Annotated in this window: 11 protein-coding genes; all 11 read left to right on the top strand. The window is 65.5% G+C overall.

What is annotated here, in order from left to right:
- The first annotated feature begins 9 nt into the window (after positions 1 to 9).
- The 11 genes from dapA to ACVENA_RS12645 all read left to right on the top strand — a co-directional run bounded on the left by dapA (position 10) and on the right by ACVENA_RS12645 (position 13,442).
- Positions 10 to 885, top strand: coding sequence for a 4-hydroxy-tetrahydrodipicolinate synthase (gene dapA, locus ACVENA_RS12695; RefSeq protein WP_257543429.1), 876 nt, complete (start codon positions 10 to 12; stop codon positions 883 to 885).
- A 10-nt stretch (positions 886 to 895) separates the two neighbouring features.
- Positions 896 to 1,381 carry an SsrA-binding protein SmpB gene (gene smpB / locus ACVENA_RS12690; protein WP_237838242.1) on the top strand — a complete coding sequence of 162 codons (486 nt, stop codon included), beginning with the start codon at positions 896 to 898 and terminating at the stop codon, positions 1,379 to 1,381.
- Positions 1,378 to 2,004 carry a DUF2062 domain-containing protein gene (locus tag ACVENA_RS12685; protein WP_257543424.1) on the top strand — a complete coding sequence of 209 codons (627 nt, stop codon included), beginning with the start codon at positions 1,378 to 1,380 and terminating at the stop codon, positions 2,002 to 2,004. Before smpB ends, ACVENA_RS12685 begins: the two co-directional genes overlap by 4 nt.
- Positions 2,005 to 2,090: 86 nt before the next feature.
- Positions 2,091 to 4,145, top strand: coding sequence for a M13 family metallopeptidase (locus tag ACVENA_RS12680; RefSeq protein WP_257543422.1), 2,055 nt, complete (start codon positions 2,091 to 2,093; stop codon positions 4,143 to 4,145).
- Positions 4,146 to 4,240: 95 nt separating this feature from the next.
- Complete coding sequence (locus ACVENA_RS12675; RefSeq protein ID WP_449328936.1) at positions 4,241 to 6,613, top strand: response regulator; 2,373 nt, start codon at positions 4,241 to 4,243, stop codon at positions 6,611 to 6,613.
- Positions 6,606 to 6,956, top strand: a complete 351-nt coding sequence (locus tag ACVENA_RS12670; RefSeq protein WP_449325651.1) for a response regulator — start codon at positions 6,606 to 6,608, stop codon at positions 6,954 to 6,956. Before ACVENA_RS12675 ends, ACVENA_RS12670 begins: the two co-directional genes overlap by 8 nt.
- Positions 6,957 to 7,185: 229 nt before the next feature.
- Positions 7,186 to 8,259: a recombinase RecA gene (gene recA, locus ACVENA_RS12665; RefSeq protein WP_257543417.1), complete on the top strand. Its 1,074-nt coding sequence runs from the start codon at positions 7,186 to 7,188 to the stop codon at positions 8,257 to 8,259.
- A gap of 626 nt (positions 8,260 to 8,885) precedes the next feature.
- Positions 8,886 to 9,512 (top strand): glutathione S-transferase family protein, encoded by a 627-nt coding sequence (locus tag ACVENA_RS12660; protein ID WP_449325650.1) that lies wholly within the window; start codon positions 8,886 to 8,888, stop codon positions 9,510 to 9,512.
- Positions 9,502 to 10,095, top strand: a complete 594-nt coding sequence (locus ACVENA_RS12655) for a hypothetical protein (protein WP_449325649.1) — start codon at positions 9,502 to 9,504, stop codon at positions 10,093 to 10,095. The genes ACVENA_RS12660 and ACVENA_RS12655 overlap by 11 nt, the downstream gene beginning before the upstream one ends.
- A 210-nt stretch (positions 10,096 to 10,305) precedes the next feature.
- On the top strand, positions 10,306 to 12,972 hold the full coding sequence (alaS, locus tag ACVENA_RS12650; protein WP_449325648.1) for an alanine--tRNA ligase: 2,667 nt from the start codon (positions 10,306 to 10,308) through the stop codon (positions 12,970 to 12,972).
- Positions 12,969 to 13,442 carry an SRPBCC family protein gene (locus ACVENA_RS12645; protein ID WP_449325647.1) on the top strand — a complete coding sequence of 158 codons (474 nt, stop codon included), beginning with the start codon at positions 12,969 to 12,971 and terminating at the stop codon, positions 13,440 to 13,442. The genes alaS and ACVENA_RS12645 overlap by 4 nt, the downstream gene beginning before the upstream one ends.
- The last annotated feature ends 58 nt before the right edge of the window (positions 13,443 to 13,500 follow it).

Here is a 13,500-nt window from a genome sequence, read left to right as displayed (position 1 = left end):
GAGCGGAGCATGTTTTCGGGGTCGATTCCCGCCTTGGTGACGCCATTTCGCGACGGTGCGTTCGATGCGCCGGCGTTCAAACGGCTGGTCGAATGGCAGATCGACGAGGGAACGAGCGCGCTCGTGCCGTGCGGCACCACCGGCGAAAGCCCAACCCTGGGCTTCGACGAACATTATCAGGTGATCGACGCCTGCATCGAAGCGGCGGCGGGGCGCGTGCCCGTGATCGCCGGTTGCGGATCGAACGACACCGCGACCGCGATCCGCCATATGCGTTACGCCGAGAAGTCTGGCGCGACCGCGGCACTGGTCGTCGCGCCTTATTACAACCGGCCGACGCAGGAAGGGCTGATCGCGCATTTCAAGGCGCTCGCCGAAGCGAGCAGCCTGCCGATCGTCGTCTATAATGTTCCCGGCCGCACCGTCACCGACATCAGCGCCGAGACGATGTGCAGGCTCGCGGAAATCCCTTCGGTCGTCGCGATCAAGGATGCGAGCGGCGACCTCGCCCGCGTGACGGTCCAGCGCGCGGGCACGCCCGCCGATTTCTGTCAGCTTAGCGGCAACGACGATCTGTGGCTGCCGCATGCGGTGCTCGGCGGCGTCGGTTGCATTTCGGTTACCGCCAATGTCGCGCCGCGCCTCTGCGCCGATTTCGCCGCGGCCTGTGCATCGGGCGACTGGACCGGCGCGCTGGCGCTGCATGACCGATTGTTCGACCTGCACAAGGCGATGTTCTCCGACGCGTCGCCCGGCCCGGTCAAATATGCGCTGTCGCGCGTCCATGACTGGTTTTCGCCCGAAGTGCGCCTACCTATCATCGATGCGTCCGAGGCATCGCGCCAGGCCGTCGATGCCGCGCTTTCCGCGGCGGGAGTAATCTAGGTTCCGTTTCATGGCCCGTCCGCAGTCCGCAGCCGAATTCGACAAGAAGAAGGTCGTCGCCGAGAACCGGCGCGCGCGCTTCGACTATGCCATCGAACAGGTGTTCGAGGCGGGCATCGCCTTGCAGGGGACCGAGGTCAAATCGCTGCGTTTCGGCGAGGGGACGATCGCCGAAAGCTATGCCGAGGTGACCGGCGGCGAAGTATGGCTGATCAACGCCAACATCCCCGAATTCAGCCACGGCAACCGTTTCAACCATGAGCCCCGGCGGCCGCGCAAATTGCTGCTCAACGGGCGCGAGATCAACAAGCTGCACGCGGGCGTGATGCGGCAGGGTATGACGCTGGTTCCGCTGTCGGTCTATTTCAACAGCCGCGGCCGCGCCAAGGTCGAGCTCGCGCTCGCCAAGGGCAAGAAGGCGCACGACAAGCGCGAGTCGATCAAGGAGCGCGACTGGAAGCGCGACAAGGAACGGCTGATGAAGGATCGCGGATGAGCGGGGGAGGTCAGCCGCGCGACAAGGCGTTCCTGATGAACTGGATACGCCGGAACTCGCCGACGCGCGAGGAGCTGCTGGCGAGCCGCTTCGTCAAACCCTTCGCGCACCGCGTCGCGCACAGCCATTTGTGGCGCTTTACGCGCACCTCGGTGCGGCGCGGCACCGCGCTGGGGCTGTTCGTCGGCATCTTCTTCCTGATTCCGGGCGTCCAGATTCTGGGCGTCGCGCTGCTCGCGCTGCCGTTTCGTGCCAATATCCCGATCGGGGCGGCGATGACCTTTTTGTCGAACCCGGTGACGACCCCGCTGATCCTCGCCGCCTCGGTGTGGCTCGGCAATGTGCTGTTCGGGATGCACACCAATATGGCGGGGCTTTACGCGCTCTACGAGCGATCGGCCTCGCTTTCGGATTGGTGGCAATGGTTCACCGCGAATGCCGGGCCGGCGCTGCTCGGCGGGCTCGGCGGATTGTTCGTGATTTCGGCGGTCTCGGCGATCGTCGGCTATATTCTGGCGTCGGTCATCTGGGACAATTGGATTCGCCTGCGCTGGCGGCGCAAGATTCGCCGCGCGCGCGACCAACGACTTGAGGCATCGACGAGCGACACTGCCGCCGGTTGAACCGCGGCGGCCCGCGCGCCTATAGCTGTTCCCATCGCAAGATCGCGCCCCGGCGCGTTCTTCGCACTATCTATCTGGGGAACATCATGACTTTGAACCTTTCTTCGCGCCTGATGGCGACCGCTGCGCTTGGCGCGATGCTGATGGCGGCAACGCCCGTCTTCGCTCAGGAAACCGCTGCTACGACGCCCGCGACTGATACCGCCAAGCCCGAAATCGGCGATTTCGGCTTCGACTTCTCGGGCATGGACAAGAGCGTTCAGCCCGGCGACGATTTCTATGCCTATGCCAACGGCACCTGGGCGAAGGACACCGCGATCCCGGCCGACAAGTCGAACTACGGCATGTTCACCGCGCTCGCCGACCTGTCGCAGAAGCGCACGCAGGAAATTCTCGAGGCGGCCAAGGGTGATCCGAACAGCATGATCGGCCGCGCCTATGCCTCCTATCTCGATTCGGCGGCGGTCGAGGCGAAGGGGCTGGCGCCGATCGAGCCGTGGCTGAACAAGATCCGCGCCGTCGACAAGGCCGGGCTCCCCGCGCTGCTCGCCGAGGCCGATCGCAGCGGCGTGTCGCATTTCTTCGGCGGCTATGTCGGGCAGGACGACAAGAATCCCGACGTCTATATCTACACGATGTTCCAGGGCGGCATCGGCATGCCCGACCGCGACTTTTACCTGAAGGACGGCGAGCGCAACCTGAAGTTGCAGGCCGCCTACCTCAAGCATCTGGAGAATGTCCTGACGCTGGCGGGCGAACAGGATGCCGCGGCACGCGCCAAGGCGATCTATGACTTCGAAAAGCAGGTCGCGACCGTCCACTGGGACAAGAACGACAGCAGCGACGCGACCAAAGTCTATAACAAGATGACGATCGCCGACCTGACCAAGGCCGCGCCCGGCTTTGACTGGACGACCTTCATCCGCGGCGTCGGGGTCAAGGAGGATGCGATTCTGGTCGCGCAGCCGAGCGCGCTGACCGGCGAGGCGAAGCTGATCGCCGACGCGCCGATCGGGGTGCTGCGCGATGCGTTGCTCGTCCGCAGCCTCGACGGTTTCTCGGGCGAGTTGCCCGACGCGGTCGCCCAGGAGGCCTTCTCCTTCTATGGCACCGCGCTGTCGGGGACGCCGCAGATGCAGGAACGCTGGAAGCGCGCGGTCGATTTCACCACGGGCAATCTGGGCGAAGCGGTCGGCCAGGACTATGTCGCGAAATATTTCCCGCCCGAAACCAAGGCGGCGATGGATGTCCTCGTGAAGAACGTCCTCGCGGCGCTGGACGCGCGGATCGGCAACCTCACCTGGATGCAGCCTGCGACCAAGGTGAAGGCGAAGAAGAAGCTCGCCAATTTCACGACCAAGATCGGCTATCCCGACCGCTGGAAGGATTACAGCAAGCTGGAAATCAAGGCCGACGATCTGTTCGGCAATGCGTTGCGATCGAACCAGTTCGCGCACGACGACAATATCAGCCGCCTCGGCGGGCCGATCCGTCGCTGGGAGTGGGGAATGACCCCTATGGAGGTCAATGCCTACGCCAATTTCGGGATGAACGAGATCGTTTTCCCCGCCGCTATCCTGCAGCCGCCTTTCTTTGACCCGAAGGCCGACGCGGCGATCAACTATGGCGGGATCGGCGCCGTCATCGGCCACGAAGTCAGCCATCATTTCGACGACCAGGGCGCGAAATATGACGAGACGGGCAAACTCGCCGACTGGTGGACCCCCGCCGACGTCAAGGCGTTCGAGGCCGCGGGCAAGGCGCTAGTCGCGCAATACAGCGCGTATGAAGTGCTGCCCGGCGAACATTTGGACGGCGAGTTCACGCTCGGCGAGAATATCGGCGATCTCGCCGGTCTGACGATCGCCTATGACGCCTACAAGAAGTCGCTCGGCGGCAAGGAGGCGCCGGTGATCGACGGGCTGACCGGGGATCAGCGCTTCTTCCTCGGCTGGGCGCAGGTGTGGCGGCGCAACTATCGCGAGCAGAATCTGTCGCAGCGCATCACGACCGACCCGCATTCGCCGTCGATTCAGCGGGCTTGGGTCTCGCGCAACCTTGACCCTTGGTATAAGGCCTATAACGTCAAGCCGGGCCAGAAACTCTATCTGGCGCCCAAGGATCGCGTCCGCATCTGGTGATGCGCCCATAGAAGAGAGTGTCGTTGACCGCGCAAAGCCTGCCTGCCGCTGATGGGGATTTCAGTCGGGGGGCGGGCTCCGCGGGGCCGGTTCCGGTGCTTGCGGCGCTGTCGCGGCTGGATGCCGCGATCGTCGGCGGGCTCGCCTTGCTGTCGGTCGCGCTGCTGTTCTGGGCGACGGGCAATGCGGTGCTGGCTGCCGGCTTCCTCGCCGGACTCGCGATCGCCGTCGGCGGCGTCCTTCTCGCGCGCCGGCTGTTTCCGGCCGTGGCCGTCGGCGAGGCGGCGCTGCCCGACTGGACGATGCTGCGCGCGGCGGTCAACCACGACGATGTCGCGATCGCGGTGACCGACCGCGCGGGGCGGCTCGTCTGCGCCAACGACCTGTTCGCGACGTGGATGGGCGGTTTCGTGACTCCGCCGGGGCTGCCGCTCGACGGTCGCGGTGCCGACTTGCTCAAGAACGCCGGGCGCGCCGCGTGGCGCGATGGCGAGGGGCACGCCAGCGACATCGCGGTCGGGCCGCTGCAATTGCAGGCGCAGGTGACGCGGACCGGGCAGGCCGAGGATTATCTCGTCTGGCGTTTCGCCGCGCTTGAGCGGCTCGACCTCGCGAACGAGGTGATGCGCCATCTCGACGGCCCCGCTGGCCGCACCCTCGGGCACGCGGGGATCATGGCGGCGCTGGTCAGCCCCGAAGGACGGCTGCGCACCGCCAACCAGGCCTTTCTGCTCCGCGCGTTCGATGAGGGCGGGCAGGCGCATTATGCCGGGCGCGACGTTGCTGCTCTGCTGCGGCTCGACGATGCGGGGACGCTCACTTTCGCACGCGAGGGCGAACGGGCGACGCCAGTGCGGATGCTCCAGATCCCGCTGACGCCGGCCGACGGCCATGGCCCGGTGCTGCTCGCGATGCTCGACGAGGAGATGGGGCCCGCCGATCGCGGCGCCGCGCAGACCTATGTCGAGACCTTGCTGTCGCTGCTGCCTTTCGGGCTGGCGCTGGTCGATCGTGACGGGCGCTTCCTTTACATGAATCGCGCCTTCGTCCGCGCCGCGGGGATCGGCGATGGGCGCCCGCCGCGCTATCCCGGCGATTTGGTGGTCGGAGAGGACAAGGGGCCGCTTGCCGACATGATCCGGCGCCACAGCAGCGGCCAGCAAGTCGGCGGCGATTTGTCGATCCGGCTCATCGGGCAGGGCGACGATCCGGTGTCGATGCGCGTCGTCGGCGTGCGCGGGCTCGGCGAGGCGGCGGTGCTGCTCAGCCTCAAGGATTCGAGCGAGGAATCGCGCCTCAAGCGCCAGGTCGCGCAGGCGTCCAAGATGCAGGCGGTCGGTCAGCTCGCGGGCGGCGTCGCGCATGATTTCAACAATATCCTGACCGCGGTGCTCGGCGCCTGCGACCTGATGCTGATGCGCCACACGCCGGGCGATAGCGATTATGACGACATCCAGCAGATTCGCAGCAATGCCAATCGCGCCGCGAGCCTAACGCGGCAATTGCTCGCCTTCTCGCGCCAGCAGACGCTGCGTCCGCAGATATTGCAGCTTCCCGACGTGATTTCGGAAGTATCGCACCTGCTCAAGCGGCTGATCGGCGATACCATCCAGCTTACCGTGCATCACGGCCGCGGGCTTGGCGCGGTGCGCGCCGACCCGGGACAACTCGAACAGGTGATCATCAACCTTGCGGTCAACGCGCGCGATGCGATGGCGGGTGCGGGGACGCTGACGATCGAGACCTATCCGGTGTCGGCCGCCGACGTGCGCCAGATGGGCAATGAATTCATGCCCCCCGCCGACTATAGCGCGCTGAAGGTCAGTGATACCGGAAGCGGCATTCCCGCCGACGTGCTGCCGAAGATCTTCGAACCCTTCTTCACCACCAAGGATGTCGGCAAGGGAACCGGGCTCGGCCTGTCGACCGTCTATGGCATCATCAAGCAGTCGGCGGGCTTCATCTTTGCCGACAGCCGGCCGGGGGAGACCAGTTTCACCATCTATCTCCCCGTCCACCGCGCGGGGAGCGACGGGCCCGCGACGCCCGCGCCGGCGGCGAAGCCGAAGAAGAGTCAGTGGGGCACCGGCACGATCCTGCTCGTCGAGGATGAGGATATGGTGCGCGCGGTCGCGGAACGCGCGCTGACCCGTGCGGGTTATAGCGTCGTCACCGCTTCGCAGGGCGAGGAAGGACTGGAGCGTTTCGCCGGGATGGAAAAGATCGACCTGATCGTCAGCGATGTGGTGATGCCGACGATGGACGGCCCGGCGATGGTGCGCGCGATGCGCGCGAAGCGGCCGGTGCTGCCGGTGCTCTTCATGTCGGGTTATGCCGAGGAGCAACTCCGTCAGTCGATCGACATCGCCGACGTCGCGTTCCTGCCCAAACCCTTTTCGGTTGCGCAATTGACCGAAGCGGTGTCGGCGGCGCTCGACGAAGCCGCGCATCGGGCGGACCATGGCTGACGCGCCGCGCATCCTGCTGGTCGAGGACGATGTGCTGATCGGCATGATGCTCGCCGATATGTTCGACGCGCTCGGCCTGCCCGAGCCCGCGCAGGCGACGACGAACGGCGAGGCGCTGGCGGTGATCGCCGCCGAATCGCTCGCGGGTGCGCTGATCGACATCAATCTCGGCGACGAAAAGGGCTGGCCGATCGCCGACGCGCTCGCGGCGCGAGGCATTCCTTTTGCTTTCACCTCGGGCGGCGGCGACGTGATCCCGCCCGCGCACGCGCACCGGCGGCTGGTGACCAAGCCGTTCCGCCTCACCGATATCGAGGCGGCGATAGGCGAGTTCGGAGCCTGAATCGTCGCCCCCCACAGGCGGGGGATGCCGCCGTTCTTACACTTCGTCATTGCGAGCGAAGCGAAGCAATCCAGGGCGGTTTTCAAACACTCTGGATTGCTTCGCTTCGCTCGCAATGACAATTCCAGAACATTGTATGTTCCCCTCTTGTTCCATGAGAACAAATGTGGCACATGAGGCAGGCGTTGCGATGCTTCCGCGGTCGCTCTAGAGCAGGAAAGGGACGGCAATGGCCGGACAATTGTCACTCGTCGAATCGGGGAAATCAGTGAACGGAACGGACAGGCAGAAGGCGCTTGACGCCGCGCTCGCGCAAATCGATCGCGCGTTCGGCAAGGGCTCGGTGATGAAGCTGGGCTCGAAGGAAGCGATGCAGGTCGAGGCGGTTTCGACCGGCTCGCTCGGGCTCGACATCGCCTTGGGGGTCGGCGGTCTGCCGCGCGGCCGCGTCATCGAAATCTATGGTCCCGAAAGCTCGGGCAAGACCACGCTCGCGCTGCACTGCATCGCCGAGGCGCAGAAGATGGGCGGCACCGCGGCCTTCGTCGATGCCGAACATGCGCTCGACCCCGTCTATGCCAAGAAGCTCGGCGTCGACATCGACGAACTGATCGTGTCGCAGCCCGACACCGGCGAACAGGCGCTGGAGATCGTCGACACGCTGGTGCGCTCGAACGCGATCGACGTCCTCGTCGTCGACTCGGTCGCCGCGCTCGTCCCGCGCGCCGAGATCGAGGGCGAGATGGGCGACAGCCACGTCGGCCTCCAGGCGCGCCTGATGTCGCAGTCGCTCCGCAAGCTCACGGGATCGATCAGCCGCTCGCGCTGCATGGTGATCTTCATCAACCAGCTTCGCATGAAGATCGGCGTGATGTACGGCAATCCTGAGACGACGACCGGCGGCAACGCGCTCAAATTCTACGCTTCGGTTCGCCTCGACATCCGCCGCACCGGCCAGATCAAGAATGGCGACGAAATCGTCGGCAACACGACGCGCGTCAAGGTCGTCAAGAACAAGGTCGCTCCGCCGTTCAAACAGGTCGAATTCGACATCATGTACGGGCAGGGCATTTCCAAGATCGGCGAAATTCTCGACCTCGGCGTCAAGGCCGGACTGGTCGAAAAATCGGGCGCCTGGTTCAGCTATGACTCGATCCGTATCGGCCAGGGTCGAGAGAATGCGAAGACCTTCCTGACCGAGAATCCCGAGCTGATGCAGCGCCTCGAAAGCGCGATCCGCACCCGCACCGACGCGGTGGCCGAGGAAATGATGACCGGCCCCGACGATGACGGCGACGATTGATCGATTCTGAACGCCATCCGGCCGGTTTCCTCTCCCACGGACCGGCCGGCCGACGGCGGCGGGCCCCGCAGCCTCCTTGCGGCTGCATCGCACCTGCACCTGTCCCTCTCGCAGGTCGGCCCGCCCGCCGTTGATTCCTCGCTGCCGGTTCCGCGGTATATGATGCGGCGGCGGTATTGGGGTGGGGAACTGCCCTTCCTGACCTTCGTCATCCCCGCGAAAGCGGGAACCCAGAGTGGGGTCAGCCGACGCACGCTCTGGGTTCCCGCTTTCGCGGGAATGACGACGATAAGAGATGCTGAGCGCGACTTTCAGTCTCTCGTCATCCCGGACTTGATCCGGGATCTATTCATCCGGCGCTGAGAGAATGGATCCCGGATCAAGTCCGGGATGACGATGCAAGATAGGTCCGCTTCCGGTCGAAACCCGCCATTCCTCGAAAATCGGGCGAACCGCGCGAATGGGGAGAGAAATCGTTCGGCATCTTGTAGTCCGCAGGCGATAGATTGTTTCTCGGATGCGCTGAAACCTGCAGACTCTCGCCATTTTTGCGTGAATTGTCTTCCTTTCTGCGCATGAGCGCTTCAAATCGTCATCCGACCCGATGCGAGCCGAAGGAAAGCACAATGAGCCTGATCGTCCATCACCTGAACAACAGCCGCTCGCAGCGCATATTGTGGCTGCTCGAGGAAATCGGCGCGCCCTATGAGATCAAATTCTACGACCGCGATCCGGTGACCAATCTCGCCCCGCCCGAACTGCTCGCTGTGCATCCGCTCGGCAAGTCGCCGGTGATCGAGGACGGCGGCAAGGTGATTACCGAATCGGGGGCGATCGTCGAATATCTCTGCGAACGCCATGGCGGCGGCGCTCTGGTTCCCGAACGCGGCACCGACGATCATGTCCGCCACCTCGAATGGATGCATTTCGCCGAGGGGTCGGCGATGACGCCGATCCTGCTACGCATCTATACCGCGCGGCTGGGCGAAGCGGCGGCGCCGCTCGAAGCGCGTATCGCCCAGCAGCTCGATTCGCATTTTTCCTATATGGAAAGCCGGGTGAGCGACGCGGGCCATTTCGTCGGCTCCGATCTGTCGGCGGCCGACGTGATGCTCAGCTTTCCCGCCGAGGTTGCGATCATGCAGGGCATGGCACCGCGCTATCCGAAGCTCGCGAATTTCGTGAACGCCTGTCACGACCGGCCGGCATGGCGGCGCGCGCGCGACAAGGGCGGGGCCTATTATGGCTATTGAACATCGGGGTCTCTTTGCCGCAGCGGCGGCACTGCTGCTCGCGGGCGCTTCGACCGCGCTCGCGGCGCCGCCGACGCTGGGGCCCGAGGTCGAGCGCAACATCGTCGTTCCTGACGGCAGGGCGTTCGCGCCGACCGCGGCCGACGAGGAGGGCGCGATCGACCGCTTCGCCACCTATGCCGCGGCGCTGGCGCGGCGCGATTATGCCGCCGCCTATGCGATGCTGCGCCTGTCGTTCCAGGCGTCGAACCCGCGGCTCGAGTGGGAAATGAACTTGCGCAAGCGGTCGGCGCTGTGGGCTGATGGAAAGCTCCGCATCCTGCGGCTGAGCTGGTATCCCGACCCCGCGGGCCAGCCGCCGGGGCTTTACGCGGCCTTCGATTTCCGCGGCGACCGCCCGGACGGCACGATGGATTGCGGCTATGTCGTCGTCCACCGCACCGACCCCGCAAGCCCCTTCACCGTCGTGCGCACCGACACCTCCGAAGTGCCGCCCGAACTGATCGAGGATGGGGTGCCCAAGGCGGATGTGCTGCATCAGCTTCCCTGCTATCTGGGCAAGGGGATCGCGACCTCTTTTTGAGCAACGGCCGACGGGTGTCATCCGCTTCCCCGAGCGAAGCCGAGGGGCTCTGCCGAGCGAAGTCGAGGCTGCGACGGTGCGGGTTCTCGCTTCGCTCGAACGTGCCCCTCGGCTTCGCTCGGGGAAACGGTGAGGGTTTCGGAAAATCCGATCACCGTCATCGCCACTAATCGACTTGTCGCACCGCGACAAAATCCCTAATTCGCGCGCATGACATCGACCAACGACATTCGCCGCTCTTTCCTCGACTATTTCGGGGAGGCGGGACATCATATCGAAGCTTCGGCGCCGCTGGTGCCGTACAACGACCCGACGCTGATGTTCGTCAACGCGGGCATGGTGCCGTTCAAGAATGTCTTCACGGGGCTGGAGAAACGCCCCTACAGCACCGCGACCTCGTCGCAGAAATGCGTGCGCGCGGGCGGCAAGCACAACGACCTCGACAATGTCGGCTATACGGCGCGGCACCATACTTTCTTTGAAATGCTGGGGAATTTCTCCTTCGGCGATTATTTCAAGGAACAGGCGATCACGCACGCCTGGACGCTGCTGACCACGGATTGGGGGCTGCCGGCGGAAAAGCTGACCGCGACCGTCTATCACACCGATGACGAGGCGTTCGATCTGTGGCGCAAGATTTCGGGGCTGCCCGAGGAGCGCATCATCCGCATCCCGACCAGCGACAATTTCTGGTCGATGGGCGACACCGGGCCGTGCGGTCCGTGCAGCGAAATCTTCTATGACCATGGCGACCATATATGGGGTGGCCCTCCGGGATCGCCGGAGGAAGACGGCGACCGTTTCGTCGAGATCTGGAATCTGGTGTTCATGCAATATGAGCAGCTTCCGGGCGGCGAACGGCTCGACCTGCCGCGGCCGAGCATCGACACCGGCATGGGGCTGGAGCGCATCGCGGCGGTGATGCAGGGCGTCCACGACAATTACGACACCGATACCTTCAAGGCGCTGATCGCGGCGTCGGTCGACCTGACCGGGGTTGCGGCCGAGGGCGCGACCCAGGCGAGCCACCGCGTGATCGCCGACCATCTTCGCGCGTCGAGCTTCCTTGTCGCCGACGGCGTGTTGCCGTCGAACGAGGGGCGCGGCTATGTGCTGCGCCGGATCATGCGCCGCGCGATGCGCCACGCACACCTGCTCGGCGCCAAGGACCCGCTGATGCACCGGCTGCTCCCCGCGCTGACCGCCGAGATGGGCGTCGCCTATCCCGAGCTGATCCGCGCTCAGCCGCTGATTGCCGAGACGCTGGAGCGCGAGGAGACGAAGTTCCGCCAGACGCTCGACAAGGGGCTGCGCCTGCTCGACGAGGCGACCGTCGGCATGGGCAAGGGCGACACGCTGCCCGGCGAAACGGCGTTCAAGCTCTACGACACCTATGGCTTCCCTTACGACCTGACCGAGGATGCGCTGCGCGCGCAGGATATCGCGGTCGATCGTGCAGGCTTCGATGCGGCGATGGCGCAGCAGAAGGCGGCGGCGCGCGCGGCGTGGAAGGGCAGCGGCGACAAGGCGTCGGACGAAATCTGGTTCGATCTCGCCGAAGCGAACGGCAGCACCGAGTTCACCGGCTACACCTCGACCGCGGGCGAGGCGACGGTGATCGGGCTGGTGCGTGACGGCAAGCCGATCGACGAAGCGAAGACCGGCGACGAGGTCGTCGTGCTCACCAACCAGACGCCTTTCTATGGCGAGAGCGGCGGCCAGATGGGCGACGCGGGGACGATCGCGACGCTGGAGGGCGCGAAAGCGAGCGTCAGCGACACCGGCAAGCCGCTCGGTCGCCTGCACACGCATCAGGCGAAACTCGAGGCGGGGACGCTGAAGGTCGGCGACACGGTGCAGCTTACCGTCGACGCCGCGCGGCGCGACCGCATCCGCGCCAATCACAGCGCGACCCACCTGCTGCACGCGGCGCTTCGGGGCCGGCTCGGCGGGCATGTGACGCAGAAGGGCAGCTTGGTCGCCGAGGATCGCTTCCGCTTCGACTTCTCGCATCCAAAGGCGCTGACGCCGGAAGAGATCGCCCAGATCGAGGCCGATGTGAACGCGCAGATCCGCGCCAACGAAGCGGTGACGACGCGGCTGATGACGCCCGAGGACGCGATCGCGGCGGGCGCGATGGCGCTGTTCGGCGAGAAATATGGCGACGAAGTGCGCGTGCTCAGCATGGGCAAGGCCGACGACCACAGCTATTCGGTCGAACTTTGCGGCGGGACGCACGTCCGTGCACTCGGCGACATCGCGCTGTTCAAGATCGTCGGCGAAAGCGCGGTCTCGTCGGGCGTTCGCCGCATCGAGGCGCTGACTGGCGAGGCGGCGCGGCAATGGTTGAATGCTCGCGACGAAGCGCTGAAAAGCGCGGCGGCGGCGCTCAAGACCTCGCCCGACGAGGTGCCGGCGCGCGTCGTGGCGCTCGCCGAGCAACTCAAGAAAGCCGAGCGTGAACTCGCCGATGCGAAGAAGGCGCTGGCGCTCGGGGGTGCAGGGGGCGGCGGCGGAGCGGCGAGCGGCGCGCCCGCGGTCGAGCAGGTCGGCGACACCGCTTTCCTCGCGCAGGTCGTCGACGGGCTCGATCCCAAGGAATTGCGCGGCACGGTCGACGGGCTCAAGAAACAGGTCGGCAGCGGCGTCGCGATGCTCGTTGCGATCAACGACGGGCGCGCGTCGGTCGCGGTCGGGGTGACCGATGACAAGACCGGCAGCCACAATGCCGTCGATCTCGTCAAGGCCGCTGTCGCCGCGCTCGGCGGGCAGGGCGGCGGCGGGCGACCCGACATGGCGCAGGGCGGCGGACCCGACGGCAAGGCCGCCGACGATGCGGTCGCGGCGGTCATTGCGGCGCTGGCGGCGACCATTTGAAACCGACGAAGAAGACGCGGCGCACCGATCACGCCGAACGGCTGATCGCGGCGCCGCTGCCCGATGTGTTCGCGGCCTTCACCAGCGCCGCGATGCTGGCGCGCTGGCTGCCGCCCGAAGGTGCGACCGGGACTTTCGATCATTGCGACCTGCGTGCAGGCGGCGGCTTTCGGATGCGGCTGACGTTCGACGATCCCGATATCGAGACCAAGAGCGACGACGACAGCGACATCGTCGAGGTGTATATCCCGACGCTCGACGACGGGCGGCTGATCGTCTGGGAAGTCGAGTTCGAGTCCGACGATCCGCGCTTTTCGGGGACGATGGCGATGCACTGGTATCTGTCGCGAAAGGGCGGCGGCACGCTGGTGACGATCGACGCGCATCAGGTGCCGCCGGGGATTTCGGCGAAGGATCATCAGGCGGGGCTGAATTCGTCGCTCGCCAATCTGGCGGCGGTGGTGGAATAGGATTCGCACAGAGAGGGCAGAGAGCGCAGAGGATCTGGTTCACGCGGAGACGCGGAGG

It is taken from the genome of Sphingopyxis sp. 550A, assembly GCF_053569535.1.
Note: the sequence above shows the minus strand (reverse complement) of the source record. Positions and strands in the feature narration are given on the sequence as shown.

What these genes read in the sequence shown, in the direction of transcription:
- dapA (WP_257543429.1), top strand. Translation starts at nt 10, where the DNA reads ATGTTTTCGGGGTCGATTCCCGCCTTGGTGACGCCATTTCGCGACGGT.
- smpB (WP_237838242.1), top strand. Translation starts at nt 896, where the DNA reads ATGGCCCGTCCGCAGTCCGCAGCCGAATTCGACAAGAAGAAGGTCGTC.
- ACVENA_RS12685 (WP_257543424.1), top strand. Translation starts at nt 1,378, where the DNA reads ATGAGCGGGGGAGGTCAGCCGCGCGACAAGGCGTTCCTGATGAACTGG.
- ACVENA_RS12680 (WP_257543422.1), top strand. Translation starts at nt 2,091, where the DNA reads ATGACTTTGAACCTTTCTTCGCGCCTGATGGCGACCGCTGCGCTTGGC.
- ACVENA_RS12670 (WP_449325651.1), top strand. Translation starts at nt 6,606, where the DNA reads ATGGCTGACGCGCCGCGCATCCTGCTGGTCGAGGACGATGTGCTGATC.
- recA (WP_257543417.1), top strand. Translation starts at nt 7,186, where the DNA reads ATGGCCGGACAATTGTCACTCGTCGAATCGGGGAAATCAGTGAACGGA.
- ACVENA_RS12660 (WP_449325650.1), top strand. Translation starts at nt 8,886, where the DNA reads ATGAGCCTGATCGTCCATCACCTGAACAACAGCCGCTCGCAGCGCATA.
- ACVENA_RS12655 (WP_449325649.1), top strand. Translation starts at nt 9,502, where the DNA reads ATGGCTATTGAACATCGGGGTCTCTTTGCCGCAGCGGCGGCACTGCTG.
- alaS (WP_449325648.1), top strand. Translation starts at nt 10,306, where the DNA reads ATGACATCGACCAACGACATTCGCCGCTCTTTCCTCGACTATTTCGGG.